The sequence below is a fragment of the Capnocytophaga sp. ARDL2 genome (assembly GCF_041530365.1).
Lineage (GTDB): Bacteria > Bacteroidota > Bacteroidia > Flavobacteriales > Flavobacteriaceae > Flavobacterium.
This window is the reverse complement of sequence record NZ_CP168034.1, coordinates 2,007,579-2,033,236: the sequence shown is the minus strand read 5'-3', so window position 1 is coordinate 2,033,236 and position 25,658 is coordinate 2,007,579. Positions and strand designations below refer to the sequence as shown.

Genomic DNA, 25,658 nt, shown 5'->3' with positions numbered 1-25,658 from the left:
CCACCTCTTGATTAGTAAAGATTAATTATTTGACATTTCTAAATTTAACGTTTGATGACTTCCATTTTGCAAATCTATATGTACTTTGTAAAAACCGTTTGATAAATGTTGAACATTAGTTGTTCCTCCTTGATTATTCATTTGAAACTGATGTACCAATCTTGTTTGTAAATCAAAAATAGAAACAGTCGTTTCATTGTTGTAGAAAACTGGAGGGGTTCCAATATTGTTGTTCCAAGAAATACCAAGTATTCCGTCTTCTACAGGATTGGCAATAATTTCAAAACCTGGAGGAAGATTTTTATAAACATGATTTACATTTAATGAGGTATATGCTGTACATCCACAATCATTACAAGCTCTTACTTTTATCTGTCCTTGCCCTTGATGAGGCGATTTTACTTGTATTTGGTTACTATTTTGAGTAGATGCCAATAGTTGCCAGTTTTGTGGTGTAGTTGAATGGCTACCAAAACTTTGCACTATTTCAAAATTTCCAGGTAATATCCATTCATAATAGGTAGCTCCTATTGCTGATGGTGCAGTATATGTCAGAGGGGTATTTATGTTTATATTATTGTAAACGGTAATTGTATTATTTCCTTCGATGTCTCCAAACATTGTTGGTACGCCAATTCTCACATTTTTTTGTAGAGTTACAACGCCACATTCTTGAGATGTAATGGTTACTTTGATTTTCTTTGTGCCTGAAATATTTAAAGTATTAATAACTACTTGTGGTGTACCTTGTCCAGAAACTATTTCCATTCCGTCTACTGTCCAATGAATGGTAGCATCTGCTGGTGGTGTAGGTATAGAATAGGTGTAGTTTATAAAAGAACACACTCTGTTATTACCAAAAATTTCATTAGCCTCACACAAAAATGAACAGTTTTCAGGAAAATTATTAGTCGAATTTGCATTTGCCAAAAGTTCAGTTGCTAACCAGTTACTATTTTTCAAACTAAAAGAAATATGACCAAAATTCGCATTATTTCCTACAGTTTTTTCTGTAACAAAATTATCAAATGGAGTAGAAAGATTTGCATCGCTTAGCACAGGATGATAATAAGGAGTTTTAAAATCATTAACAGTTAGATTTCCATTTGATCTTCTAATATCTAAAGCACTTGCAACTGGAATAAAACCATAACGAGGTTTTTTGAAATAATAATCTGGAAAATTAATGAAATTTACTCCATCAACAACACTTTTCAAACTGTTAACTCCTCCTGAAAAAGTTTCTAAAGGGTACGTAAAAGTGGGGGCTGATTTTTCTCTTAACGGAACAACATCTGTTGAAATAGTCGGAGTCCAAAAACCTAAATCGAATAGCTTTACATGGTAACGTGTTTTTCCTCTATAAACCAATCGATTATTTTGAGATTGTTCTGGTATAGCTCTTAAATCAACTACATAATCAATCTTTGCTTTGCCTGGAATTAAAGCAACTATTCCTAATTCATAATTTCTGCTCGTAATTCCCCAAAGAGATGCTCCTAAATGGTATAAAAATTCTTTAAGACCATTTTTAGTACTCAGAGTTTCACTTATTAAAAACATTTGTTCTCCAGCATTTACCTCTTGAGGTTCTGCACACATATTACCATTACTAATGGCTACATTTCGTGTTTGTTGAGGATATTCCATTGCTTCAAATTGATTTCTCCAAGTGCTGAAATGAATATCTGTTACTTGATTATTTGGTGTTATATGATACTTTGTCATTTGCAATGCAGCAGGTGTATCTTGTATTCCTAAAATCGTATTTGGAGAAACATATTGTGATAAAAAATTACTTCCCATTAGTGAAGATAAATTTTGAATAAAAGGCAATATCATTTCACCAGCAGCAACTGCTAATGGGTTACTAAAATAAACATCGCTTAGATGACGAAATAAAAACTGAGTACTCACAGGAGTATTCGCCCCTTGAAACGGAGAATCGTGAGCGATAAACAAGGAAGTATCATGATTTTTGCCAGGTGTTTTTTCCATTTTACTCAAGGCATATGTGGCAACCAATCCTCCCATACTTTGCCCCAATACCACATTCTTTGCTAGACTACCATTTGCAACCTTTTCTTGGTTTACCCACTCGATGACTTTGATAAGGGTTTCGGCATTTTCTCTGATGTCACCCACACCATTTTTCCAATCTACATAAATGATGTCGTATTGTTGGGTATTTCCATCTAATAAGTTATTTAATTGACTGTTTTGTACTGTTTGAATAGATTTAAAAAAATCTTTTAAAGTAACACTGCCTCCTATTGTTTCGGGATACAAAACACTTTCTGCGTCAAAACCTTCTACTACTATGAGTGGTTTCATTATTTTATTGTTACTGCTTGGTGCGTAATCTATCCTCAATATAGCATTGTGATTGGTATGGCTGATAAGCACATTGTTTTTTCCATTTGTTGGAAACGAGAAAATTGGATTTTTAATGATGATAGGGATTTGAATAAATAAAAATCCTCCATTTTGTTTTTCTAATTTAAACTTCCAATTATAGGTTCCTGCATTTTGATAATGTACATTTATTTTCTGGTTAAATGCAATAGGCTGATAACCATTATTGTTATCAAAATCAGCTGAAATATTCACTATTTTATTGTGTTTTGCATTCGACAAAAACAATTCTGAAGGCAGTAATACGCTAAAGTTTAGCGAATTGATTACAGAAACAGGAGGTGCAATTGCAACTGTTTCATGTACTTTATAAGGATTTTGCCATACTCCATTTACATAGACATCGTGCAATTCATTGTTTTCGACATTTAGCTTTCCGTTTATGATGGAATTACTGTCAATACTTGCGTATTTGTAGTACAAACCAGACAGAATCAAAGTAACATCATTTTCATCTGTATTATTATTCATTCGATAGGTAGCCCATTTAGTAGCTAATTCCTCAAAATCCATAAAATCATTACCCGTTTGAGGAGTCATTCGAGCTGCATGTAATGTTTTGTAGATTTCGCCATATACATTGACATCGATTTTGGTACTATCAGTTAGAGTACCATTGTATGCCTTTAAGTCTGTGAAAGGAAAGGCATAATCATCTAAAAGACCATAAGGGATACGGTCTCGTTCCAGTTTTCCAAAAATAGCGTGTGCTTGTTCGGCATACTGCCTATTGACAAAACTATTTGGGTCTTTTTGTGCAAAACCTATTTGCACTAAGAACCCTAAGGCTAAAAATAAAATGTATTTTTTCATAGTACAAAAATTTTAAAATTAATATTATTGAGAAAAATGCGTATCAAAACGACCATTTCTGATTTCAATTGTCTCACCTGTCCAAGGATTTTCGATATCAAACCAAAAAGTTCCTGATGCTATTTCGTTTTCTAAATCAAATTTGGTTATTGTCATTTCACCTGTATATATTGAATTAGTGTACGAAACATTAGTTTGTAACGTTTGTCTTCTAACATCTCCCCCCCCCCCCCATAACCAGGTGTTTCGCCATTAAGAATAAATGTACCTATTTCTATTGGAGCATGTTGGCGATTAAATAATCCAACTGTCAACATTAAATCAGTTTTTTTTCTACCAGTTACAACAAATCCATACCCACCATTAACCCATTGGTAGTAGCTGGTTACTTGGTCATATCCTTTGCAAATGTAGGGTTCACCATTTACTGTACAAGCAAACATCACTGCACCGTGTTGGGTAGCTGGAGGTAATAAATCTACAGGGTCGATATCAATTGGTTTTTCGTCTTCTTTACATGATACTAAACACAGTAAAGAAATAGTAAGTAAAATAAAATGTTTCATAATGTGAAGATTTTGAATTATTTGTAAAGCTATAAAAATATTTTTATAAAAATGTTAAATTTTGAAAATTATTAGCATTTTTTATTACTGAGAAAAATGTGTATCAAAACGACCATTTCTGATTTCAATTGTCTCACCTGTCCAAGGGTTTTCTATATCAAACCAAAAAGTTCCTGATACGATTTCATTAGACAAATCGAATTTTGTTATGGTCATTTCGCCAGTGTAATTAGAATCTGTTTTTGATGATTCTAATTGATTAATTCCTTTTCTTACATACCCCCCCCTCCGTAACCAGGTGTTTCGCCATTAAGTATAAATGTGCCTATTTCCATTGGAGCATGTTGTCGATTAAATAGAGCTACACTCCTCATTAAATCTGTTTTTTTTCTTCCTCTTACGATAAACCCATAGCCACCATCTACCCATTGGTAATAGCTAGTTACTTGGTCGTAGCCTTTGCAGATGTAGGGTTCACCATTTACTGTACAAGCAAGCATCACTGCACCGTGTTGTGTAGCAGGTGGTAATAAATCTACAGGGTCGATATCAATTGGTTTTTCGTCTTCTCTACATGATACTAAACACAGTAAAGAAATAGTAAGTAAAATAAGTTTTTTCATAATGCAAAGGTTTTGAATTATTTGTAAAGCTATAAAAATATTTTTATAAAAATGTTAAATTTTGAAAATTATTAGCATTTTTTATTACTGAGAAAAATGCGTATCAAAACGACCATTTCTGATTTCAATGGTTTCGCCTGTCCAAGGGTTTTCTATATCAAACCAAAAAGTTCCTGATACGATTTCGTTTTCTAAATCAAATTTGGTTATTGTCATTTCGCCGATGTATATTGAATCCGTTTTACTCCCCTCCAATTCATTTAAATTTCTAGTAACTCCAGCCCCTCCTCCATAACCTGGGTTTTCCCCATTTAGAAAATATGTTTCTTGTTCAATGGGAGCATTTCCTCTATTATATATCCCAACAGTATATAATAAATTGGTTTCTTTAATTCCTGTTACAACAAATCCATATCCACCATTAACCCATTGGTAGTAGCTGGTTACTTGGTCGTAGCCTTCGCAGATGTAGGGTTCTCCATTTACTGTACAAGCAAACATTACAGCACCGTGTTGCGTAGCAGGTGGTAATAAATCTACAGGGTTAATATCTATTGGTTTTTCGTCTTCTTTACATGATACTAAACACAGTAAAGAAATTGTAAGTAAAATAAGTTTTTTCATAATGCAAAGGTTTTGAATTATTTGTAAAGCTATAAAAATATTTTTATAAAAATGTTAAATTTTGAAAATTATTAGCATTTTTTATTACTGAGAAAAATGTGTATCAAAGCGACCATTTCGGATTTCAATAGTCTCGCCTGTCCAAGGATTTTCGATATCAAACCAAAAAGTTCCTGATACTATTTCGTTTTCTAAATCAAATTTGGTTATTGTCATTTCTCCTGTGTACTTTGAATTAGTTCTGGATATTTCTATTTGATTAAATTCTCGGATTATATACCCCCCCCCTCCGTAACCAGGTGTTTCGCCATTAAGTATAAATGTGCCTATTTCCATTGGAGCATGTTGTCGATTAAATAGAGCTACACTCCACATTAAATCTGTTTTTTTTCTTCCTCTTACGATAAACCCATAGCCACCATCTACCCATTGGTAATAGCTAGTTACTTGGTCGTAGCCTTTGCAGATGTAGGGTTCACCATTTACTGTACAAGCAAACATCACTGCACCGTGTTGCGTAGCAGGTGGTAATAAATCTACAGGGTCAATATCTATCGGCTTTTCGTCTTCTTTACATGATACTAAACACAGTAAAGAAATAGTAAGTAAAATAAGTTTTTTCATAATGCAAAGGTTTTGAATTATTTGTAAAGCTATAAAAATATTTTTATAAAAATGTTAAATTTTGAAAATTATTAGCATTTTTTATTACTGAGAAAAATGTGTATCAAAGCGACCATTTCGGATTTCAATAGTCTCGCCTGTCCATGGGTTTTCGATATCAAACCAAAAAGTTCCAGAAACAATTTCGTTTTGTAAATCAAATTTGGTAATTGTCATTTCACCGGTATATATTGAATTAGTGTATGAAACATTAGTTTGTAATGTTTGTTTTCTAACATGCCCCCCCCCCCCATAACCAGGTTTTTCATCATTAAGAATAAATGTACCTAATTCTATTGGAGCATGTTCACGATTAAACAATCCAACCGTTAACATTAATTCTGTTTTTTTACTACCAGTTACAACAAAACCATACCCACCATTAACCCATTGGTAGTAGCTGGTTACTTGGTCGTAGCCTTTGCAGATGTAAGGTTCTCCATTTACTGTACAAGCAAACATTACAGCACCGTGTTGGGTAGCTGGAGGTAATAAATCTACAGGGTCGATATCAATTGGTTTTTCGTCTTCTCTACATGATACTAAACACAGTAAAGAAATAGTAAGTAAAATAAAATGTTTCATAATGTGAAGATTTTTAATTGATTATGAAAATATTTGTATTTTCTGTTATTGAGAAAAATGCGTATCAAAACGACCATTTCTGATTTCAATAGTCTCACCTGTCCAAGGATTTTCGATATCAAACCAAAAAGTTCCTGATACTATTTCGTTTTCTAAATCAAATTTGGTTATTGTCATTTCTCCTGTGTACTTTGAATTAGTTCTGGATATTTCTATTTGATTAAATTCTCGGATTATATACCCCCCCCCTCCGTAACCAGGTGTTTCGCCATTAAGTATAAATGTGCCTATTTCCATTGGAGCATGTTGTCGATTAAATAGAGCTACACTCCTCATTAAATCTGTTTTTTTTCTTCCTCTTACGATAAACCCATAGCCACCATCTACCCATTGGTAATAGCTAGTTACTTGGTCGTAGCCTTTGCAGATGTAGGGTTCACCATTTACTGTACAAGCAAACATTACAGCACCGTGTTGGGTAGCTGGAGGTAATAAATCTACAGGGTCGATATCAATTGGTTTTTCGTCTTCTCTACATGATACTAAACACAGTAAAGAAATAGTAAGTAAAATAAGTTTTTTCATAATGAAAAGGTTTTGAATTATTTGTAAAGCTATAAAAATATTTTTATAAAAATGTTAAATTTTGAAAATTATTAGCATTTTTTATTATTGAGAAAAATGTGTATCAAAGCGACCATTTCGGATTTCAATAGTCTCGCCTGTCCATGGGTTTTCTATATCAAACCAAAAAGTTCCTGACACGATTTCGTTTTGTAAATCAAACTTTGTTATTGTCATTTCTCCTGTGTATATGTTAGTAGTCAGGGATGTTTGATAGGAATTGTTTACTCCTCCTATTACCCCCCCCCCTCCAGCATAACCTGGATTTTCGTGATTTAATATAAATGTACCCATCTGTATGGGAGAGTTACCTCGATTCCCTATTGTAATTGTCCAAATTAGATTTGTTTTTTTTCTACCTGTAACAACAAATCCATATCCACCATTTACCCATTGGTAGTAGCTGGTTACTTGGTCATATCCTTTGCAAATGTAGGGTTCACCATTTACTGTACAAGCAAACATTACAGCACCGTGTTGCGTAGCTGGAGGTAATAAATCTACAGGGTCGATATCAATTGGTTTTTCGTCTTCTTTACATGATACTAAACACAGTAAAGAAATAGTAAGTAAAATAAGTTTTTTCATAATGAGTTTTTTTAGTTATTGGTAAAATTATTAAAATGTTTTTAGAAAGAATGTTAAAATTATTGTTTTTTAAAATAAAAGATTTTCAACTTTTTTACAGTTCATGTTTAGAGATAAAGAAACTATTGAACCGAAAAAGTTTTTAAAAAGTGTGAATACATAGTATATAACCATATTTTTTTCGTAAATTTGAGGAGATTTAAAACAAAAGAAATGAAAATAAAAGTTCCAGTATCGGATATCATGAGTAAAGAAATCGTAAAGTTAAATCTTAGCGATTCTTTGTCAAAAGCTGAACAATTGTTTAAAAATCATAAAATCAGACATATTCCTGTAGTTTCTGCAAATAAAATTGTGGGTATGTTGAGTTATACCGATTTATTGAAGGCTTCTTTTGCAGATTTTAGCGATGACGATGAATGTGTAGAAACGACGGTTTTCAATATGTTTTCTATTGAACAAGTAATGACCAAAGATGTAATTTCGATTCCTCACTATACAACAATCAAAGAAGCAGCGGAAATTTTGAACTCTCATGATTTTAGAGCATTGCCTGTAGTACAAGAAGAGCAAATTGTAGGAATGATTACTACCACAGATTTGATCAATTATCTAATCAGTCAGTTTTCGGAATAAAAGATTATGGATTTACCTACTACCATAGGATTGCTACTGTCTTTTTTTGTTGGTATTACTTTGGGATTTATGGGGAGTGGAGGTTCTATACTTACTGTACCGATTTTGGTATATATTGTTGGGGTTCAGCCTGTTGTAGCTACAGCCTATTCACTTTTTATCGTCGGAAGTACCGCATTGACAGGGAGTGTTCTCAATTCTAAAGATAAAAATATCGATTTTAATACAGCATTGCTTTTCGGAATACCATCGTTGCTCACAGTATTTATGACACGCTCGGTGATTGTTCCTGCAATATCCGAAACGATACGATTGTCCGAAACGATTTCCTTTTCCAAAAACACCTTTATTATGGTGTTGTTTGCTATAGTGATGCTGTTTTCGGCTTTGAAAATGATTCAAAACAAAGTGAGAGTTACTCAAGATGATAACCAAGAAATCAATCATTTTTGGATTGTACTACAGGGGGGTATTGTAGGATTGGTAGCAGGATTGGTAGGAGCAGGTGGCGGATTTTTGATAGTACCAGCTTTGATGATGTTTGCAAAATTGCCCATTCGAAAAGCAATGGGAACTTCCCTAATTATCGTTGCTATTCAATCATTGATTGGTTTTTTAGGTGATGTAAAGCACTTGACTATCGACTGGACGTTTTTACTAATGTTTTGTTTCTGCTCAATTATCGGTATTTTTGTCGGAATCAGATGGTCAAAGAAAATAGTAGATGCCAAATTGAAAAAAATATTTGGTTGGTTTATTTTAGCAATGGCAATTTTTATATTAAGGAAAGAAATTTTTTAACAATAACTAATAATAATTACAATTAATGAAAATAGAACAAATTTACACAGGATGTTTAGCTCAAGGAGCATATTATATCGAAAGTAATGGCGAAGTAGCTATTATCGATCCATTGCGTGAGGTACAATCATATATTGATAAAGCCAATCAAGCAGGAGCAAAAATCAAATACATCTTCGAAACGCATTTTCATGCAGATTTTGTAAGCGGACATGTTACACTGGCTGAAAAAACAGGAGCTAAAATCGTTTATGGACCAACAGCCAATCCAAAATTTGACGCACATATTGCAACAGATGGCGAAGTTTTTAAATTGGGGGATATTGAAATTGTAGCTTTGCATACTCCAGGGCATACAATGGAGAGTACTACTTATTTGTTGAAAGATACTACAGGAAAAAATCATGCGATTTTCAGTGGAGATACTTTGTTTTTGGGTGATGTAGGAAGACCCGATTTGGCTCAAAAAGCTGCAAATATGACGCAAGAGCAATTGGCAGCTACTTTATTCCACAGTTTGAGAGATAAAATCATGCCGTTGGAAGATGAGGTAATCGTATATCCAGCTCACGGTGCAGGTTCGGCTTGTGGAAAAAATTTGAGCAAAGAAACTGTAGGAACTTTGGGAGAACAAAAGAAAACAAATTATGCGTTGCGTGCTGATATGACTGAAGTAGAATTTGTAAAAGAAGTAACAGACGGATTGTTGCCTCCACCGGCGTATTTTCCAGAAAATGTGCGTTTAAACAAAGAAGGTTATCCTTCTATTGATAGTGTGCTAAATAAAAATCAAGCGTTTAGTTCAGAAGAGTTTAAAAGAGCAGCAGACGATGCCTTGATATTGGATGTACGTGATGCAGATAGCTTTGCAAAAGAGCATATTCCGGGGTCTATTTTCATCGGAATTGACGGTGGATTTGCTCCGTGGGTGGGTGCTTTGATTCCAGATATTCAACAAAATATCGTGTTAGTAACTCCAGAAGGAAGAGAACAAGAAACCATAACGCGTTTGGCTCGTGTAGGATATGACAATACTTTGGGATATCTAAAAGGTGGAATTGAACAATGGAAAAAAGACGGAATGCAGACAGATTCTATTCAGAGGATTACAGCTGCACAGTTGGAAGAAATCTACAACGAAGGAAAACAACCAATCATCGATGTAAGAAAACCAGGTGAATACAACTCAGCCCATGTTACTAAAGTACCAAATATCCCTTTGGATTATATCAATGAACACATTGCAGATTTTCCTGAAAAAGAGACCACTTATTTGCACTGTGCTGGAGGATATCGCTCAATGATTGCCGCTTCGATTTTGAAAGCAAGAGGGTATCACAATATGATCGATGTAATCGGAGGTTTTGGACAAATCAAAACTACACAATTGCCTATCGAAACTCAAGCATGTGTTTCTTCTTGTTCAACTAAATAGTAGCAAGTAGTTTGCTCACAATAAATACGAATTGCTAAAGAAATCAGTAATATGATGTCTTTGGCGATTTTTTTATTTTGAAAAATATCCTTAGTTTTACCAAGTAAAAATAATATCATGAAAAAAACATTATTCTTTTTTGCATTTTTATTGCAAACATCACTTATCCTTGCACAGGAAAACATATTATTTATCGGAAATAGCATGACTTATTACAACGGTATGCCACAGTTGTTTCGTCAATTGGCGGAGAGTAAAGGCAAAGATGTATATGTCGATTCTTTTACGATTGGTGGAGCTGGTTTGGCGTATCTTTCAGCACAGACAGCCTTGCATAACAAAATCAATTCGTTGGATTGGGATATCGTAATCATACAACCTGGTACAGCCGAATCTGGAGGTCAAGTACCTGTAAATCAGACCATTCAACACGCACAGACGATTGTCAATTTGGTAAAAGCTCAAAACGAATGTGCAAGAATTTTTATTTACGAGGTTTCCAATGGAATACCTGCTCCCAATAATCAACCAAATTTCAATTTGTATTTTCAAACGCAAACGGCTATAAAAAATACCATTACCACTATTGCCACTGCGTTGAATGTACCGTATATTCCAGCAGGCGAAGCTTTTAGAGCCCATTATACCGACAATCAAAATCTTTTGTTGCACCCGATGTACAACGATGTACATCCCAATTACTACGGTTCGTATTTGGTAGCTGCGTCTGTTTATACTACTTTGTTTGCAGCGCCTGTATATCCATCTACTTTTGTAGGCACAGACGAAACTTTAGCTCATTATTTACAAACTTTAGCAGATGATACCGTATTCAATTCCTTAAGTGAATGGCGTATAGGATCGCAAACCTATGTTGATTTTCAGGTAACTGTAACCAATGCTACCGTAACTTTAGAAAACAATTCTATTGGATACGATGCTTTTAGTTGGCATATCGATGGAGTAGAAACAACATTGGACAATGATACCCATACCTTTGATTCGGTAGGGGAAAAGGAAATAAAATTACAGCTGTCAAAAGACGGTTGTACCTATTCACTAACCAAAAAAGTACAAATAGTTTCATTAAGTACACAATCGGTAGAAATTGAGGGTTTTGCTATATATCCCAATCCTGCAAAAGATTTTATAATAGTAGAAAAATGGGAGGAAATCCATGTAGTACAAATTTTTGATATTGCAGGAAAACAAATGTTTAACAAAGTAGTTGAATCTCCATTGATAGATATTTCGCTTTTGGAAAAAGGAACCTATCTGTTGAAATTTACTACACACAACGGAGGTAGTTTTTTTAGAAAATTAATAGTGGAATAGGGGTGAGGGATATTGGATGTTTATCCAATAATTGAAATTGGAAAAACATGATTATTCTTTATTAAAAGAAATTCTAACAAATCAAATGTAAAAAGAGGTTGTTCTACTCGTAAGAACAACCTCTTTTTTTATTTTATCTGATATTTACATCAGACTTTGAATGAGTCAGATATTCATTGATGAGTTGAGCATATTTATGTTTTTTAACATCTGCACGTAAACTATTGTAGATGGTGTCTAAATATTTGTCACTCAATGGTAATACGTCTGTTAATGTAATATATGCAGAAGCAATACTTTCTGGATTTTTTAGAGAGTACTGAACAGCATTGAGCATTATTCTTTGATCATTATTGATGATAGCTTTGTGCAATTCATCAGATTTTTGAGTATTTTTATTTTTAGCGGCATTCAATTGCTCTTTGATTAATTCATTTTTACGGTCTATCCATTGTTTTTTAGAGATGTAATATTTTTTCAAATCTTCATGAGTTTTCGACCCAGATACAGTTGCGTCATACGAAAAATGCTCCAAAGTAGTGTTGATAGTGATTTTTCCTGGTTCTGCAAAAAATAAGATATGATTGTCTTCTGAAATGGTTTGTCCTCTGTCTAAGGTCAAATACAACACTTCAGCTTCATCTAAATCAAATGAAGTTTCAAATGTTGAGGTTTTGGAAACCACAGCACTATCTACTGTTTGCAATTGGTTGTTTGCCAACTTCTGTATGTACAGGGTTCCTTGTTTCAATCCTTCGATTTCGCCTTTTACTACTGTATTTCCTTTAGGAGATTGTGAGCAAGATAAAACAGTAGCCGACAATAGTGAAAAGATAGCTCTTTTTTTCATTTTATTTTATTTAAATAGATCCATTCCTGGAATATTCGGCATATTGTTTTTTGCAACAGCAGCGATTTCTGTTTCGTGGATTTGTTCTGCCTTTGTCAAGGCTTTGTTTAATACCATTACTAAATAATCTTCTAATTGCTCAGCATCTTCCAACAATTCTGGTGAAATTGTTAATGATTTGATTTGACGATTGGCTGTAACCGTTACTTTTAGTAATCCATCAGACGAAGATTCGTCCACCCATACGGTGTCTAAACGTTTTTTTGTTTCTTCTACTTTACTTTGGGCTTCTTGCAATTTGCCCATCATTCCCATTAAATCAAACATAGTTTTTTTATTTTAAAATTGAAAATTCTTAAATCTTAATACTTTATTGCCTGTCCCGAGTCTTTCGGGATACTTAATATTCTGTACCTTGCTCTACAACCAAGGCAATGCTCTTCCTTTTTTTGAAAAAATCCAAGCAACATAAATGATGTCTTTTCCGTCGATGCGAAAAACTTTAAATTGGGGTGCTATGAAACTCGTAATCAAAGCACTTACAATTGGTAGCCAAATTCCTTCAGCTAATTGCAATTCGCTCAATATTGTACGAATGACAATAAAAATTACGAAAAAGCAAAGAAATGATACGATATAGGATTTCGTTTTTTTGTTCATAACTTATTGATTTTGATATTTTTGTTTTTTACTTCCTGCATACATTTCATATTTTACCAAACGAGATTCCAACTTTCCGTTAAAGAGTTTGATTTTTCTCGAGGGTTTCAATCCTACATATTTCAAGGCTTCGATATTTCCAGTGATAAACCACGCTTGAGTATCTGGATAACCTTGTTTTAGCGTATCGCCAATTTCTTTGTAAAATCTTTCCAATTCGATATTCAATCGTTCTCCATACGGCGGATTGAATACGATGTGCAACGGACGATTTTCTTCTTTTTTGGTTTCAAAGAAATTCTCGTGTTTTACCTCGATGTATTCACTCAAATTGGCATTTTCGATATTGTCAATGGCTTTTTTTACAGCCGATGGTGCTTTGTCAAAACCTGTCAATGTGTATGGGAAATCTTTGATTTTTTTTAATAAACTTTCCTCGATGGTTTCAAACAAATCGGCATCCCAATCGTTCCATTTTTCAAAAGCAAATTCCTTTCTGTTGATATTGGGTGGAATATTACAAGCAATCATAGCCGCTTCGACCAAAAATGTTCCAGAACCACACATTGGGTCTAAGAAATCACTGTTACCACTCCATCCGCTCAATAGCAAAATTCCTGCAGCCAATACCTCGTTGATGGGTGCGATATTGGTTGCAGTACGGTAGCCTCGGTGGTGCAAAGATTCGCCCGAACTGTCCAAAGATACGGTACATTGGTCTTTTTGAATATGTACATGAATACGCAAATCGGGATATTCTTTGTCGATGTCAGGTCTGTCGTCAAAATTTTCTTTAAATTGATCGACAATCGCATCTTTAGATTTCAAGGCAACAAATTGTGTATGTGTAAACTGCTCTGAATTTACCGTGACATCAATCACAAACGATTGGTGTAGTTTCAAATATTTCGACCAATCGATGCTTTTGATACCGTTATACAAACTTTTTTCGTTATAGACCTTGAATTGTTTGATAGGTTTCAAAATTTTCAAAGCTGTACGTAAGGCAAGATTGGCTTTGTACATAAAACCTTTGTCTCCTTGAAAACTCACCATACGCGTACCTTTTTCAATCTTTTGGGCTCCCAATTGTAGGAGTTCTTCCGCCAATATATCTTCAAAACCAAAAAAGGTTTTGGCTACCATTTGAAAGTTTTTCATTTGTTATTTTTTTTTAGCCACGTATTACACTAATTTTCACAAATTTTTTATTTCACCCCCAAGACTTTGCCTAACAGTACGGAGTACAATTACATACATTGTTTATTATAAGCCAAGAACTGAGGATTTCTCTCGAATGTTGAGAATCAAATTACACTAATTAATTATGAATAATAATTCATCGAAATTCATGTAATTCGTGCCATCTCAAACACCGTAGGTGTAAAAATATCCCACAATATTATGTCTTTAATTTCTGTAAACTGCAAAAATAATGTAATTTTGTTGGGTAAATAAATTTATAGACTACAAAATGGAAAAAAATATAGAAGTGTATAGAGAGTTTCTCAGTGAAATAGATCCTTTGTTGCAATATGTCAATCTTTCGGAAGAGTCAAAGGTTTTGAATATGAATCGATTGACTAATTATTTGGAATTATTGAAAGAAGACATTGGTTGTGAAGTAGTACTTTACGACAATGGAGAAGACGATAGATTCAATGAGAAAGTATTCAATGAAAAATACGATACCATTTTTAATATTTCGATTATTTCACGATTTGAATCGAAAGGGCAATTTGTAGAATTGATTCAAAAGTTTAAAAATTCGATTACCGAATTTGGATTGATTGTATTAGAAATGGACAATCCAGATTGCGAAGATTATATAAAGGGTATTGAAAGCGAATTTGAAAATGAAGGAGTGAAAGCCTTGACAAATGTGAAGAGAAAGGGAGATTTGATGGAATATTCATTAAAAGTTGAAAGTGAAGGAGCTATTTTAATTGATAAAAAAGATGAATATCCTGTAATATCTCTAAACGATATTGAACAAATTTTAGAAGAAAACGAAATGTATTTATTAGATGTTTTCTCGGATTACAAACTGCACAAATTCAACAAAGAAACTTCCGAACGAATGATTTTGATTTTTAAATAAAATAAAGTGTGTTGATGAAAATCAGCACTTTTATTTGTTATTTTTCTTTAAATTGTACATACAATCCACCACCATAAAAGACAAAATCTGGATATTCTGAAAGATCATAGTCTTCAACATAATTCTGAAAATTTTCTTTTTTAGATTTATGTAATTTTTCAATGCTATATGAAAAAACTTTTTTGTTGAATGGTGTTAGTAAGCTATTTAGTTGATTATCAATAGTTGTTGTTTTTAGAAAGTCAGTCAATTGGTGTTGTCTTATTTCTTTTTCTCCAAAATATGGCTGATATTTTTCATAAATTTCCCATGACAAATCTGGATAATACATAGGTGTTTTAAAATAAATTGCACTCATTTCATTTAAATCAAAATCTTCCAAAATCATTGGTATGGCTTCGTTTATTTTCTTTATAACATAAGTGAAATTCAAAGGTTTTTCGTGATGTATCCCAATCCAAATATTGTTTGTTGTGCCGTATGATTTATTCACATTTAGTTGCAAACCCATAGTGTCTTGTGCTAAAATCCAAAAATAATCAGTTTGCTTTTTTTGATAATAATTTTTTGTTGTGTCTATTTCTATCTCATGTTTTACCAATAGAGTATCGTTGGATGATTCTGAACTTTCATTTGTCTTTGATTTTCTTTCACATTTGATAAAAAATAAACTCGCTAAAAAGGTAATTAGGATAGTTTTCATAAGTCAACTAATTTTTTCCCAACAACTCTCTCGCTTGTTGCAGTGCCGCATCGGTAATCGATGTTCCAGAAAGCATTTGTGCGATTTCTTTTACTCGATTTTTTGTATCCAAAGCTATTAATTCTGATATGGTTTTGTCGTTTTGGTCGTGTTTGTAAACCTTGTAATGTTGTGTTCCTTTAGCTGCCACTTGTGGTAAATGTGTAATGGCAAATACCTGCATATACCCCGCCATTTCTTTCATAATATTTCCCATTTTGTCGGCTACTTCGCCTGAAACTCCTGTGTCTATCTCATCAAAAATAATGGTTGGCAACTGACTTTTACTCGCCAAAATAGATTTTACTACTAACATAATTCTCGACAATTCTCCGCCTGAGGCTGTTTTTTTTAACAAACCAAAATCCATTCCTTTGTTGGCAGAAAATAACAGTTGCAATTGGTCTTTTCCTGTGGAAAAATATTGATCTGTTGAGGTGAGTTCAAATTGAAATTTGGCATTGGGCATTCCCAACGGTTGTAATTTTTCTTGAATCGATTGTTCCAAAGTTTGCAATACTTCACAGCGTTTTTCGTGCAATTTTTTTGCTATTGTATCTACTTTTGTTTTTTGTGCTGTACACTCTTTTTGTTTTGCTTCGATTTCGTGGTCGATGAAATGTCCTTTTTGAACTTTTTCCGACAAATCTTCTTGTATTTCCAACAATTCGGCGATGGTTTGTACCTTGTGTTTACGGTACAATTGCTCGATAGTTTGTAATCTAGTTTGGATAAACTCCAATCGTTGTGGATCGGCAACCAATCCGTCTGTTTTTTGATGGATTTCTTGTGAAATATCCTGCAATTCGATTTCAGCAGAAGCTACTCGCTGCGACAAATCTGAGAAATTGTCCAATTTATTCAATTGATTTTTTATTTCTCTCAATTGTTCTAAAATTCCATAATTTTCTTCCGAAAACAATTGTAAAACTGTCGAAAAACCCTCTTGAATACGTTCTACATTTGATAATAGATTTTCCTCTTCTTTCAATTCTTCTTCTTCGTCTTTTTGCAAATTGAGCTGTGACAATTCCTCTAAAAGAAAACTGTTGTAATCCAATTCTTTGGTCAATTGGTCTTGTGTTTCTTTTAGATGTTCGAGTTCTTTCAACAAATTTTTATATGATTTTCCCTCGATTTTATAATTTTCTATCAACGAATCAGTTTTAGCAAATGCATCAACCAATTGTAATTGGTAATTTTCGTCAAATAATTCCTGTGTTTGATGTTGGGAATGAATATCGATGAGAAAATTTCCTAATTCTTGCAAAGTAGCCAATGCTACAGGGGTATCATTGACAAACGCACGCGATTTTCCAGAAGGTAAAATTTCTCTACGAATCACGGTTTCTGTTTCGTAATCCAAATCATTCTCATTAAAAAATGCTTGTAAAGGATAATTTTCAATCGAAAAAACAGCCTCAATTACACATTTTTCTTTTTTGTCACGCAAGGCATTTAAATCGGCTCTTTTTCCTAAAACCAATCCCAATGCATCCAATATAATAGATTTTCCTGCACCTGTTTCTCCTGTAATAATTGAAAAATCGGAAAAAAAATCAACCGTAGTATGGCTGATTAATGCGAAATTTTTGATGTTTAATTTTGTTAACATAAAATTTATTTCATTGATAATATAACGGTAGGGGCAAATTGCGATTTGTCACTACAAACGGTACCATTTCATACTGTTACCAGGGTTGATTTTATTTAATAATTCTACCAATTCTTTTTTATCAAATTCTGGTCCTCCTGAATATATATTGATGATTTCATCTGCTTTTGCATTGAAAAACAATTGGTTAGTAAGGTTGTTTGGTCTGGTGTTGTGATTGTTGTTTAGCAATTTGAATGCGTTATTCATATTCTTTTTCGCTCTTTCTGGTTCGCTTGCCAACAAATCGATTCCGTTGATATGATATTGATATAAGGCTTGACGATAACTCGAAAATTGCGTTGATAATATATCAGTTATTAAATAATATCTGTTGTTGGTTGATGAACCTTGTTGCCAACCTGATCCTCCGTTTGCCTGTGCAAATTGCATGATTGCTCGTGCTTTGTTCAGATTTTCTGTTCCACCATTAGCAGCAAATGTATCTCCATCCAGACCTATAAAAAGATTGGCATAAAAAGATAGGAGGGCAGCCAATTCAGAGGTATAGGCATTTTCGGAATACACAATAGGTTCAAATTCTATATAACGAAATACTACACCTTCTTCGCTATACGAAAACACTGGAGAGTTGTAATTGCTATTGTAGATAGGGCGTGATGAACCAACCGTCAATGTGGTTGTAAAGCTATTGTTTTCGTAGCCTACAATGTTGAAAATCAATTGACAGTCGATTTTTTCATTTGTAGCGAACTCGTACGAAGTAAACTTTGTATTGTTCATAAAATCACGCACAGAAGATTCCAATGCCTTGAAAATTTGAGTATTGGACTGAGCTAATTTGTCGTGATTGATTACTACATTGCAATTCAATTCTTGAGCATAAGATACTCCTGAAAAGATGAGAACAATTACACTAAAAATCCATTTATTTTTCATAATAATTGATGATTTGGTTGATAATATCTTTGGCAACTTCTTTTTTTGATTTTAATTCCTGAGGAAAAATATTCATTTTCCTATCGATAAAAGTTACCTTATTAGTAGGATGTCCAAAACCTGCTCCTTTGTCGTTGAGCGAATTGAGGACAATCAGATCTAGATTTTTTCTTTGAATTTTTCCTTTGGCATTTTCGATTTCATTTTCGGTTTCCAAGGCAAATCCCACCACAAATTGATGTGTTTTTTTATTGCCTAAGGTAGCCAAAACATCGGGATTTTTTTCTAATTCTATGATAAATGAATCTTTGTTTTTCTTAATTTTTTGGGTTGCAATATTTTTTGGTCGATAATCAGCTACAGCTGCAGCTGCAATAAATACATCAGTAGTTGGGAAATTTTGTTCACATATTTCCAACATTTGCTGAGCCGATTGAATTTTGATTAATTGCACATTTGGATGATTGATTTTTAGGTAAGAGGGGCCAGAAACCAAGATAACTTTTGCACCTTGATTGGCAGCTTCTAATGCCAAATCATAGCCCATTTTTCCTGTAGAATGATTACCTACAAAACGCACAGGGTCTATAGCTTCGTAGGTTGGACCAGCGGTAATGAGGAAATGTTTATCAGTAAGTGTCTGTTTTTGAGTAAAAAAATCTACCACCGATTGAAAAATCGTTTCAGGTTCTGCCATTCGACCTTTACCAATCAATCCAGAGGCTAATTCGCCTTCTTCGGCTTCGATTTCGATATTTCCAAAAGATTTTAGCAAGTTGATATTTTGCTCAGTAGTTGGATGTTGGTACATATCCAAATCCATTGCAGGAGCAAAAAACACTGGACATTTGGCAGAAAAGTAAACGGCTTGAAGAAATTCGTCGCACAAGCCATTAGCCATTTTGCCCAAATTGTTGAGAGTGAGTGGAGCAAAAATGATAGCATCAGCCCAAAGAGCGAGTTCAACATGATTGTTCCAATCGTTGTTTTCTGAAGTAAAATCAGTGATGACATCGTTTTTGGAAAGTGTAGCCAACACGAGAGGAGAAACAAAAGAAGCAGCTGCAGAAGTCATTATTACTTTGACTTCTGCACCTGCTTTTATAAATTGTCTAATCAAGATTGGGGTTTTATAGGCGGCGATACCACCAGTTATACCCAGTACTATTTTTTTACCGCTTAAAACCATCTCAAATCAGTTTATTGTTTTTTGTTTTCTCTGTAAGCAATTTCGCCGTTTAACCATTCTTCAACAGCCAATGCTTGAGGTTTTGGCAATTTTTCGTAGTATTTAGACACTTCGATTTGCTCTTTATTTTCAAAAATTTCCTCCAAGCTATCGCTGTAAGTAGCAAATTCGTCCAATTTGTCCACCAATTCTTTTTTAATTTCGGTGTTGATTTGGCTTGCTCTTTTTGCGATAATTGTGATTGCTTCGTAGATATTTCCTGTAGCTTCTTCTACAGCATCTCTGTTGTAAGTTACCGTGTTTACTGGTGCTTTACTCTTTTTTAAATTCATTTTCGTTGACTATTTAGAAAATTGTTTCAATTCGTTTTGTACTCTTTTAATCATATCGTCAGCTTGCGACTTGTATTTTGTAGATTCGTTGAATGAAATGAGTGATTCATACAAAGAAATTGCGTTTTTCAATCGCTCTTCTTTTTTATGTTGTACACTATTCATTGCCAAACGGTAACCAGAATCAAATTTGTAAAACAAGGCATCTTCTTTATATTTTGATCCTGGATAATCTAAAAGAAAATTGTCCAAAGCGACAATAGCGGCATTGTAATCGCGTGTGTATTCACCAATTTGGTTGTACAACTTTGCTGCTTCGTAGGCTTTTTTCTCTATTTTTCCTTTGAGTTCGCTAATTGCTTGTGTTGCTTTTTCAGCATTTTCACCTTCGGGAAATTGAGCTAAATAATTTTCAAATTTTGCAATAGCTCCGATTGTATTGGATTGGTCTTGCGAATAATCGTCTGATAAGTGATAATCAGACATTGCCTCTAAATACATGGTTTCTTCTCTAAATGGACTCAAAGGAAAATTGTTGTTGTATCCTTTAAGAAAAGCACTTGACAGCTCATATCTTTCTACTAAATACAAAGATTTACCGTATTTGTAATAAGTAGAAGCCAATTTTTGATCCCATTTTTCTTTGCTAAACACTTGAGCATAGAGATTAATGGCTTTTTTATATTTTTTTTGTTCAAACAGTTGATCCGCTACTTCGTTTTTATACATAGAGTCATCAACTTTCAAAGCGTTTTGATAGGTATTACAACCAACCAAATACGCTGAAAACAATACTATTGCATACCATTTTTTCATATACTTCTCGTGATTTTTACGATATTTCTTTTTTTTCGTAAATGCAAAAATACTAATTTATTGGAAATGAAATGTGTTTTTTGGTGATTATTTTTTGTTTTTATATCAATGAAAATTATTTCTTTTCAACAGTTGTTTGTTTTTATTTTTTAATGATATATTCAATTTTGTCTTTATTTTCAACAGAATGATTCTTATTTTTATAGTTTTTCAAAAATTGAATACTATTGTTTTTGTCTAAAATTAGGTATATTTTTTGTTTTATTAGATGGACGTGAAAAAGCAATTGTTTATTCTATTTCCTCTCCATTTTCGTCCAAATTTTCTGGATAAATGATTTTACCTGAGCCTGTTTCTATGGCATATTTAGAAAATCAAATTTCTATCCTATCGAATAGTTCCGCAGCTTCGGCATACATTTTTGTATCGTTATAACTCACCTCATAAGCTGGAATTCATAGCCGTTGCCATCTTGGGTAAAGAGCTTTATTTTGTCTTCATAATTCATCGTATTCCAAATGGAAGGATGTTGGTTGCCACTCTCTATTTTCATCGTATTTTCCACCTCCTGCGACTGTTAATCGTAGGCATTTTTTCTCAGTCCCAGGTCGAGCTTGTATGCAATAATCACCAAAATACAAGATAGAATTTTCATAAGCATATTCGCTGGCGTATTTTTTTACCAAAGGAATTTCAAAAACCGCTTGGTATTTATTTAAAGTTATATTTCTTCCTTATAATGCACCATTTTTGAATATTCCCACATTAAATATTCCCATTGCTGACGATAGAACTCATAGGCCTTGGGAAAACCTTTAGGTGTTACCTCGTACCATCCTCCATAACCTAATCTATGAAATTGTATCATAAATTCGCTTTCATTGACTGCAACGACTGCAAAATCTTGATTTTGTTAGAAACAAACTGCCCAAAGTTTTTCGTTTAAGGACTTGTGAATGCGTACAAAAATATGGTTTCGCCAGTATTCCAATTGCAATTTATCATCGTCTATGATATTTGTCATTAGAGGGAAATATTCCGAATCCGAAAATCTTTTGAGGTTTTCTAAAGAAATTTCTTTATTTGGAAACAAAAAAGGAATTTGTTCCCATTCTTTTAGCTCTTCTGTCAAATCTACTGAATATCAATAATTTATTAATGTAAACTAAGAAGTATACACTTCTTTTTCAGGTTTTACTAGTGATTGATTATTTCTCAATGCCTCAAAAATAGTTTCGTCATTGAGTCAAGATTTTCAACTCCATATTTCTTCATTATTTTCAGTAAGTTGTTCAGCGGTAAATGTATGTTCAGGTTTTAAAAGTTCACGAAGCACCAAACCTGTAGCATAACCATGGTCGTCGTCATCGTAAAGAGCGTATTGGATATTGACATTTCTATTTTTTCTAAAACGCTTGTAATCAATCATAATTTCGTTTTTATTGAGTTGAATAATAAAATTTTCATGAAAGGTAAATAATTAAATTGAAAAAAATCCCATTACTTTTGTAAAAAAATCGACTAAAATTCCCATGGATTCATTTACACAAATAGTTTTAGGAGCATCTGTCGCCTATTTGACTTTGCCTAAGCAAATGGGCAAACACCGCTTGTGGATTGGTGCATTGTTTGGTACGATTCCCGATTTAGACGTTTGGATTGCTCGTGTTTTTTACTCAGACCCATTGACAGAAGTTATGATTCACAGAGGGTTTAGTCATTCCATAGTGTTTTTTGTACTTTTGAGTGTTTTTTCTGCTTATTTTTTACGGAAAATTGTAATCTTTCATCACATATCGTTCAAAACACTATTCTATTCATTGTTTGTGATATTGTTTACCCATTCATTGTTGGATATATTTACTACTTGGGGAACACAATTATTTTGGCCGTTTGCAGACAAATTGAGTTTGCATTCTATTTTTGTAATAGATCCGTTATACAGTTTACCTTTGACCTTTGGATTGTGGATGTCTATAAAAAAAACAAATCAGACTTATAATAGGATAGGATTAATTAGTAGTACGGCTTATTTGATTTCTACTTTATTGATACAGAAGTATATTGAAATAAAAGTAAATGATAAGTTTACAAATCAAAAAGTTGTTTCTATGGTTGCAAAACCTACAGCTATGAATACTATTTTGTGGAATGTGATAGTAGAAACAGATGAAAAGTTTTATTTAACGCAAGTGCATATTTTTGATAAATCCATCGAACCGTTTTTGTCGTTTGATAAAAATCATGAATATTTAAAAGAAGTTTCTTTGCCATTGAAAAAACAATTGAAAAATATCACACAAGGACAATATACAGTGGAAAAATCATCGCAAGGATTGGTTGTAAATGATATGAGATTTGGTTTGTTGAAAAATGAAGAATCAGATCATCAATTTGCTTTTTCGTATTTGTTGAATGAAGAAAACGGAATTTGGAATGTAAAAGAGCAACCAAAGAAAAACAGAGATGGAAAGGAATTGTTGAAGAAAATTTCGATTAGGATAATGAATCCATTAAAATAAATCAATCCGTTATTTTAGTGCTAACGGATTGATTTTTATTGGATTATTTTTTTACTTTTTTACCTAATGGAATATTGTAGTTCACACCCAACCCAAGAGAACCTACGTTGTAATCTTGAGAAAGAATTTCGCCACTATTTCCTGTAAATACTTTTTGGTATTGTAGAGCCACGTTCCAATTTCTGTTGTGATAGCCAATTTCTGGTTTTATGTAGGCTCCACCTGTTGGTCTTTCTACTGAAAAATTGTCTGCAACATATTTATTTCCAGTAATAAAGCTATATCCTAAATCAGCACCAAAGTAAATACCTTTCTTTGCAGGATAATAACGTACCAATGCAGCAACTGGAACAATACCAAAATCGTTGTTTTCAATCTTTACATTATTTACCGTGTTTTCTTTACCAAAATAATACGTATGTCCTGTAGCAACTCCCAATCCAAAATGTGGTGTTACTAAATATTGATAAGTAATATCTGCTCCCACTGACATACCGGCATTGGTAGACGGTACTGAATAACCAGCGTTTACACCTAATTTCAACATGTTTTTCATTGACAAAGGTTTACTGTTTTGTGAAAATCCAATTGCCGAGCTTACTAAAGCTATTCCTAAAATTGATTTTTTGATTCTATTCATAATTATATAATGTGAATGTTTAATAATATGCAATATACGAAAAAAAAGTCTATTTTTAAATAATAAATTGTGAATATCTATAAAATATCGTTAATCTTTTTCATTATTACTTTTTTTATAGTATTATTTTTTACCTTTACTTGAAATCTATTTTGTATTTGTTTATGAAAAACTACTATTTTTCTACATATTCTTTATTGTTATTTATTGCAATTGTCAGCATATTTACGTCTTGTAAAAAATCTGCTTGCGAGGAAAAAACTTTTCATTTCGGTGGAAAAATTTCTAATGCAAAAACCAAATATTTGCTATTTGGAAAGGATGATAGTGTGCTGGATACTTTGTTTTTAAACGAAAATAATCAGTTTCACAAATGTTTTTCAGATTATCAAGAGGGAATGTATGTGATGAAATACGAAAACTTTATCAAATACATTTATTTTGAAAACAACGATAGCATCTATTTAAATGCAAATGCTCAAGATTTTCATAATCTAACTTCATTTCACGGTAGAGGCAACGAAAAAAACAATTTTTTGTTTGAATTATTTGCGATAACCTTCGAAAATAACAATTCGTATCAAGATATTTTTCAAGAAAATTATAACAATTTTATGAAATCGGTCGATTCTGTAAAATTGGAAAAAGAAAAATTATACCAGAAACGTAAAGGTGAAATTTCATGGAATAATGAATTTGATCAATATGCAAAAGCCTTGATAGATTATGTATATTTCACTCGTTTGGAAGCCTATTCTTTTATTCGTAAAAGGTACAAACATTTGGAAAACGACCCTTTGCCTAAAAACTATTTCGACTTTAGGAAAAAAGTAAATTTCAACGAAGAGAAATTTTCAAATTATCTGCCGTTTACCCATTATTTAACCATGTTGATGACTTCGATTTCCTACGAAAAAAATGTAACCGAGCCATTGGAAAAAGGATTGTTGCGTTTGCAAATTGTGGATTCGATGATTGACAATCAAAAGGTAAAAGAACGCATTTTGAGTGATTTGGCTTTTATGTATATGTTGGAAGATCAGAATGTGGAAAGAAATAATGAATTTATGAAACACTATCTTTCAATCGCAAAAGATCAGTTGAAAATCGATGAAATTGAAAATCTCAACAAATGTATTGCGTCGTTTGAAAATCATGAAAAACTAAAAGATTTTGAGTTTCGCTCGGTTGAAGGTAAATCGTTTTACCTGTTGCCAACTATCCAAAAACCTACACTCATTTTCTTCTGGAGTAGCTATATGTTGGGACATTTGAATACAAGTACCGAACGAATCAAAGAGTTGAAAAAAAGGCACCTAAACCTTGATGTAGTTGCTATCAATGTGGACAACGACCCTAATGTATTGCAAAAATACAAAGGGATTTTCCAAAAAGATTTTCGTTACATTCAGGCAAAACATTTTAACGAATTGAAAAAAGATTGGGTGATATTAAAACTCAATCGTGCCATTTATATCGACAAAGATGGTACAGTAAAAAAAGGTTTTGTAAATATGCAAAAAGAAACTATTCAACTCGATTAA

Annotated in this window: 32 protein-coding genes; 7 read left to right on the top strand and 25 right to left on the bottom strand. The window is 33.0% G+C overall.

The genetic code is table 11. The features are described 5' to 3' along the window. Window positions 1–21: 21 nt before the first annotated feature. From AB4865_RS10255 to AB4865_RS10210, 10 genes are all read right to left on the bottom strand, one after another. On the bottom strand, window positions 22–3,228 hold the full coding sequence (locus AB4865_RS10255) for a hypothetical protein (RefSeq protein WP_372473201.1): 3,207 nt from the start codon (window positions 3,226–3,228) through the stop codon (window positions 22–24). A gap of 24 nt (window positions 3,229–3,252) precedes the next feature. Beyond that, complete coding sequence (locus tag AB4865_RS10250) at window positions 3,253–3,384, bottom strand: hypothetical protein (protein ID WP_372473199.1); 132 nt, start codon at window positions 3,382–3,384, stop codon at window positions 3,253–3,255. After that, a complete protein-coding gene (locus AB4865_RS10245) occupies window positions 3,381–3,794 on the bottom strand; it encodes a hypothetical protein (RefSeq protein ID WP_372473198.1) in 414 nt (137 codons plus the stop codon). Before AB4865_RS10245 ends, AB4865_RS10250 begins: the two co-directional genes overlap by 4 nt. Window positions 3,795–3,878: 84 nt before the next feature. Then, window positions 3,879–4,010, bottom strand: a complete 132-nt coding sequence (locus AB4865_RS10240) for a hypothetical protein (protein WP_372473195.1) — start codon at window positions 4,008–4,010, stop codon at window positions 3,879–3,881. A 56-nt stretch (window positions 4,011–4,066) separates the two neighbouring features. After that, window positions 4,067–4,417, bottom strand: coding sequence for a hypothetical protein (locus tag AB4865_RS10235; protein ID WP_372473193.1), 351 nt, complete (start codon window positions 4,415–4,417; stop codon window positions 4,067–4,069). Window positions 4,418–4,501: 84 nt separating this feature from the next. Beyond that, the gene (locus AB4865_RS10230) at window positions 4,502–5,041 is read right to left on the bottom strand and encodes a hypothetical protein (RefSeq protein ID WP_372473192.1); all 540 of its coding nucleotides are present in this window, start codon (window positions 5,039–5,041) and stop codon (window positions 4,502–4,504) included. Between the two features lie 84 nt (window positions 5,042–5,125). Then, window positions 5,126–5,665, bottom strand: coding sequence for a hypothetical protein (locus AB4865_RS10225; RefSeq protein ID WP_372473191.1), 540 nt, complete (start codon window positions 5,663–5,665; stop codon window positions 5,126–5,128). Between the two features lie 84 nt (window positions 5,666–5,749). Beyond that, window positions 5,750–6,289 carry a DUF6252 family protein gene (locus tag AB4865_RS10220; RefSeq protein WP_372473190.1) on the bottom strand — a complete coding sequence of 180 codons (540 nt, stop codon included), beginning with the start codon at window positions 6,287–6,289 and terminating at the stop codon, window positions 5,750–5,752. A gap of 45 nt (window positions 6,290–6,334) precedes the next feature. Further along, window positions 6,335–6,874: a hypothetical protein gene (locus tag AB4865_RS10215; RefSeq protein WP_372473188.1), complete on the bottom strand. Its 540-nt coding sequence runs from the start codon at window positions 6,872–6,874 to the stop codon at window positions 6,335–6,337. 84 nt (window positions 6,875–6,958) lie between these two features. Next, the gene (locus AB4865_RS10210; protein WP_372473187.1) at window positions 6,959–7,501 is read right to left on the bottom strand and encodes a hypothetical protein; all 543 of its coding nucleotides are present in this window, start codon (window positions 7,499–7,501) and stop codon (window positions 6,959–6,961) included. A gap of 213 nt (window positions 7,502–7,714) precedes the next feature. Between AB4865_RS10210 and AB4865_RS10205 the strand changes: the two genes are divergently transcribed. The 4 genes from AB4865_RS10205 to AB4865_RS10190 all read left to right on the top strand — a co-directional run bounded on the left by AB4865_RS10205 (window position 7,715) and on the right by AB4865_RS10190 (window position 11,708). Next, a complete protein-coding gene (locus tag AB4865_RS10205; protein ID WP_372473185.1) occupies window positions 7,715–8,137 on the top strand; it encodes a CBS domain-containing protein in 423 nt (140 codons plus the stop codon). A gap of 6 nt (window positions 8,138–8,143) precedes the next feature. Next, window positions 8,144–8,938, top strand: a complete 795-nt coding sequence (locus tag AB4865_RS10200; RefSeq protein WP_372473184.1) for a sulfite exporter TauE/SafE family protein — start codon at window positions 8,144–8,146, stop codon at window positions 8,936–8,938. A gap of 25 nt (window positions 8,939–8,963) precedes the next feature. Continuing rightward, window positions 8,964–10,373 carry a rhodanese-like domain-containing protein gene (locus AB4865_RS10195; RefSeq protein WP_372473182.1) on the top strand — a complete coding sequence of 470 codons (1,410 nt, stop codon included), beginning with the start codon at window positions 8,964–8,966 and terminating at the stop codon, window positions 10,371–10,373. A gap of 117 nt (window positions 10,374–10,490) precedes the next feature. Beyond that, window positions 10,491–11,708, top strand: coding sequence for a GDSL-type esterase/lipase family protein (locus AB4865_RS10190; protein WP_372473180.1), 1,218 nt, complete (start codon window positions 10,491–10,493; stop codon window positions 11,706–11,708). A gap of 133 nt (window positions 11,709–11,841) precedes the next feature. Here the strand turns inward: AB4865_RS10190 and AB4865_RS10185 are convergent, their stop codons facing one another. From AB4865_RS10185 to AB4865_RS10170, 4 genes are all read right to left on the bottom strand, one after another. Next, window positions 11,842–12,558 (bottom strand): DUF4369 domain-containing protein, encoded by a 717-nt coding sequence (locus tag AB4865_RS10185; protein ID WP_372473179.1) that lies wholly within the window; start codon window positions 12,556–12,558, stop codon window positions 11,842–11,844. 6 nt (window positions 12,559–12,564) lie between these two features. Beyond that, window positions 12,565–12,885: a YbaB/EbfC family nucleoid-associated protein gene (locus AB4865_RS10180; RefSeq protein WP_372473176.1), complete on the bottom strand. Its 321-nt coding sequence runs from the start codon at window positions 12,883–12,885 to the stop codon at window positions 12,565–12,567. Window positions 12,886–12,978: 93 nt separating this feature from the next. Further along, complete coding sequence (locus AB4865_RS10175) at window positions 12,979–13,218, bottom strand: hypothetical protein (protein WP_372473174.1); 240 nt, start codon at window positions 13,216–13,218, stop codon at window positions 12,979–12,981. Between the two features lie 3 nt (window positions 13,219–13,221). Further along, a complete protein-coding gene (locus AB4865_RS10170; RefSeq protein WP_372473172.1) occupies window positions 13,222–14,379 on the bottom strand; it encodes a class I SAM-dependent RNA methyltransferase in 1,158 nt (385 codons plus the stop codon). A 313-nt stretch (window positions 14,380–14,692) separates the two neighbouring features. Between AB4865_RS10170 and AB4865_RS10165 the strand changes: the two genes are divergently transcribed. After that, window positions 14,693–15,319: a hypothetical protein gene (locus tag AB4865_RS10165; RefSeq protein ID WP_372473168.1), complete on the top strand. Its 627-nt coding sequence runs from the start codon at window positions 14,693–14,695 to the stop codon at window positions 15,317–15,319. A gap of 37 nt (window positions 15,320–15,356) precedes the next feature. On the opposite strand, the gene AB4865_RS10160 is transcribed toward AB4865_RS10165, so the two are convergent. From AB4865_RS10160 to AB4865_RS10115, 10 genes are all read right to left on the bottom strand, one after another. Beyond that, window positions 15,357–16,022: a hypothetical protein gene (locus AB4865_RS10160; protein WP_372473166.1), complete on the bottom strand. Its 666-nt coding sequence runs from the start codon at window positions 16,020–16,022 to the stop codon at window positions 15,357–15,359. 7 nt (window positions 16,023–16,029) lie between these two features. Continuing rightward, a complete protein-coding gene (gene recN, locus AB4865_RS10155; RefSeq protein ID WP_372473164.1) occupies window positions 16,030–17,676 on the bottom strand; it encodes a DNA repair protein RecN in 1,647 nt (548 codons plus the stop codon). A 51-nt stretch (window positions 17,677–17,727) separates the two neighbouring features. Next, window positions 17,728–18,615 carry a DUF4835 family protein gene (locus AB4865_RS10150; RefSeq protein WP_372473163.1) on the bottom strand — a complete coding sequence of 296 codons (888 nt, stop codon included), beginning with the start codon at window positions 18,613–18,615 and terminating at the stop codon, window positions 17,728–17,730. Next, on the bottom strand, window positions 18,605–19,804 hold the full coding sequence (coaBC, locus tag AB4865_RS10145; protein ID WP_372473162.1) for a bifunctional phosphopantothenoylcysteine decarboxylase/phosphopantothenate--cysteine ligase CoaBC: 1,200 nt from the start codon (window positions 19,802–19,804) through the stop codon (window positions 18,605–18,607). Before coaBC ends, AB4865_RS10150 begins: the two co-directional genes overlap by 11 nt. Window positions 19,805–19,815: 11 nt before the next feature. Then, the gene (locus tag AB4865_RS10140) at window positions 19,816–20,136 is read right to left on the bottom strand and encodes a DNA-directed RNA polymerase subunit omega (RefSeq protein ID WP_372473161.1); all 321 of its coding nucleotides are present in this window, start codon (window positions 20,134–20,136) and stop codon (window positions 19,816–19,818) included. Window positions 20,137–20,145: 9 nt separating this feature from the next. Continuing rightward, entirely contained in the window at window positions 20,146–20,952 is an 807-nt protein-coding gene (locus AB4865_RS10135; protein ID WP_372473160.1) for an outer membrane protein assembly factor BamD, read from the bottom strand. A 497-nt stretch (window positions 20,953–21,449) separates the two neighbouring features. After that, window positions 21,450–21,638 carry a hypothetical protein gene (locus AB4865_RS10130; RefSeq protein ID WP_372473159.1) on the bottom strand — a complete coding sequence of 63 codons (189 nt, stop codon included), beginning with the start codon at window positions 21,636–21,638 and terminating at the stop codon, window positions 21,450–21,452. Window positions 21,639–21,673: 35 nt separating this feature from the next. Further along, the gene (locus AB4865_RS10125) at window positions 21,674–21,820 is read right to left on the bottom strand and encodes a hypothetical protein (protein ID WP_372473158.1); all 147 of its coding nucleotides are present in this window, start codon (window positions 21,818–21,820) and stop codon (window positions 21,674–21,676) included. 45 nt (window positions 21,821–21,865) lie between these two features. Further along, a complete protein-coding gene (locus tag AB4865_RS10120; RefSeq protein WP_372473157.1) occupies window positions 21,866–22,084 on the bottom strand; it encodes a hypothetical protein in 219 nt (72 codons plus the stop codon). A 123-nt stretch (window positions 22,085–22,207) separates the two neighbouring features. After that, a complete protein-coding gene (locus AB4865_RS10115) occupies window positions 22,208–22,381 on the bottom strand; it encodes a hypothetical protein (protein WP_372473156.1) in 174 nt (57 codons plus the stop codon). Between the two features lie 103 nt (window positions 22,382–22,484). On the opposite strand from AB4865_RS10115, the gene AB4865_RS10110 reads away from it, so the two are divergent. Continuing rightward, entirely contained in the window at window positions 22,485–23,474 is a 990-nt protein-coding gene (locus AB4865_RS10110) for a metal-dependent hydrolase (protein ID WP_372473155.1), read from the top strand. A 43-nt stretch (window positions 23,475–23,517) separates the two neighbouring features. Here the strand turns inward: AB4865_RS10110 and AB4865_RS10105 are convergent, their stop codons facing one another. Then, the gene (locus tag AB4865_RS10105; protein ID WP_372473154.1) at window positions 23,518–24,114 is read right to left on the bottom strand and encodes a hypothetical protein; all 597 of its coding nucleotides are present in this window, start codon (window positions 24,112–24,114) and stop codon (window positions 23,518–23,520) included. Between the two features lie 305 nt (window positions 24,115–24,419). Here AB4865_RS10105 and AB4865_RS10100 point away from each other — a divergent pair, with 305 nt between their 5' ends. Further along, a complete protein-coding gene (locus AB4865_RS10100; protein WP_372473153.1) occupies window positions 24,420–25,658 on the top strand; it encodes a TlpA family protein disulfide reductase in 1,239 nt (412 codons plus the stop codon).

Bases quoted from the DNA above. Each gene is read 5' to 3' on its own strand.
- AB4865_RS10220 (WP_372473190.1), bottom strand. From the start codon at position 6,289: ATGAAACATTTTATTTTACTTACTATTTCTTTACTGTGTTTAGTATCA.
- AB4865_RS10165 (WP_372473168.1), top strand. From the start codon at position 14,693: ATGGAAAAAAATATAGAAGTGTATAGAGAGTTTCTCAGTGAAATAGAT.
- AB4865_RS10180 (WP_372473176.1), bottom strand. From the start codon at position 12,885: ATGTTTGATTTAATGGGAATGATGGGCAAATTGCAAGAAGCCCAAAGT.
- AB4865_RS10230 (WP_372473192.1), bottom strand. From the start codon at position 5,041: ATGAAAAAACTTATTTTACTTACAATTTCTTTACTGTGTTTAGTATCA.
- AB4865_RS10125 (WP_372473158.1), bottom strand. From the start codon at position 21,820: ATGATACAATTTCATAGATTAGGTTATGGAGGATGGTACGAGGTAACA.
- AB4865_RS10115 (WP_372473156.1), bottom strand. From the start codon at position 22,381: ATGATTGATTACAAGCGTTTTAGAAAAAATAGAAATGTCAATATCCAA.
- AB4865_RS10195 (WP_372473182.1), top strand. From the start codon at position 8,964: ATGAAAATAGAACAAATTTACACAGGATGTTTAGCTCAAGGAGCATAT.
- AB4865_RS10215 (WP_372473188.1), bottom strand. From the start codon at position 6,874: ATGAAAAAACTTATTTTACTTACTATTTCTTTACTGTGTTTAGTATCA.
- AB4865_RS10235 (WP_372473193.1), bottom strand. From the start codon at position 4,417: ATGAAAAAACTTATTTTACTTACTATTTCTTTACTGTGTTTAGTATCA.
- AB4865_RS10185 (WP_372473179.1), bottom strand. From the start codon at position 12,558: ATGAAAAAAAGAGCTATCTTTTCACTATTGTCGGCTACTGTTTTATCT.
- AB4865_RS10200 (WP_372473184.1), top strand. From the start codon at position 8,144: ATGGATTTACCTACTACCATAGGATTGCTACTGTCTTTTTTTGTTGGT.
- AB4865_RS10150 (WP_372473163.1), bottom strand. From the start codon at position 18,615: ATGAAAAATAAATGGATTTTTAGTGTAATTGTTCTCATCTTTTCAGGA.
- AB4865_RS10245 (WP_372473198.1), bottom strand. From the start codon at position 3,794: ATGAAACATTTTATTTTACTTACTATTTCTTTACTGTGTTTAGTATCA.
- AB4865_RS10140 (WP_372473161.1), bottom strand. From the start codon at position 20,136: ATGAATTTAAAAAAGAGTAAAGCACCAGTAAACACGGTAACTTACAAC.
- AB4865_RS10250 (WP_372473199.1), bottom strand. From the start codon at position 3,384: ATGACAATAACCAAATTTGATTTAGAAAACGAAATAGCATCAGGAACT.
- AB4865_RS10175 (WP_372473174.1), bottom strand. From the start codon at position 13,218: ATGAACAAAAAAACGAAATCCTATATCGTATCATTTCTTTGCTTTTTC.
- recN (WP_372473164.1), bottom strand. From the start codon at position 17,676: ATGTTAACAAAATTAAACATCAAAAATTTCGCATTAATCAGCCATACT.
- AB4865_RS10190 (WP_372473180.1), top strand. From the start codon at position 10,491: ATGAAAAAAACATTATTCTTTTTTGCATTTTTATTGCAAACATCACTT.
- AB4865_RS10210 (WP_372473187.1), bottom strand. From the start codon at position 7,501: ATGAAAAAACTTATTTTACTTACTATTTCTTTACTGTGTTTAGTATCA.
- AB4865_RS10170 (WP_372473172.1), bottom strand. From the start codon at position 14,379: ATGAAAAACTTTCAAATGGTAGCCAAAACCTTTTTTGGTTTTGAAGAT.
- AB4865_RS10110 (WP_372473155.1), top strand. From the start codon at position 22,485: ATGGATTCATTTACACAAATAGTTTTAGGAGCATCTGTCGCCTATTTG.
- AB4865_RS10240 (WP_372473195.1), bottom strand. From the start codon at position 4,010: ATGACCATAACAAAATTCGATTTGTCTAATGAAATCGTATCAGGAACT.
- AB4865_RS10105 (WP_372473154.1), bottom strand. From the start codon at position 24,114: ATGAATAGAATCAAAAAATCAATTTTAGGAATAGCTTTAGTAAGCTCG.
- coaBC (WP_372473162.1), bottom strand. From the start codon at position 19,804: ATGGTTTTAAGCGGTAAAAAAATAGTACTGGGTATAACTGGTGGTATC.
- AB4865_RS10160 (WP_372473166.1), bottom strand. From the start codon at position 16,022: ATGAAAACTATCCTAATTACCTTTTTAGCGAGTTTATTTTTTATCAAA.
- AB4865_RS10225 (WP_372473191.1), bottom strand. From the start codon at position 5,665: ATGAAAAAACTTATTTTACTTACTATTTCTTTACTGTGTTTAGTATCA.
- AB4865_RS10255 (WP_372473201.1), bottom strand. From the start codon at position 3,228: ATGAAAAAATACATTTTATTTTTAGCCTTAGGGTTCTTAGTGCAAATA.
- AB4865_RS10135 (WP_372473160.1), bottom strand. From the start codon at position 20,952: ATGAAAAAATGGTATGCAATAGTATTGTTTTCAGCGTATTTGGTTGGT.
- AB4865_RS10205 (WP_372473185.1), top strand. From the start codon at position 7,715: ATGAAAATAAAAGTTCCAGTATCGGATATCATGAGTAAAGAAATCGTA.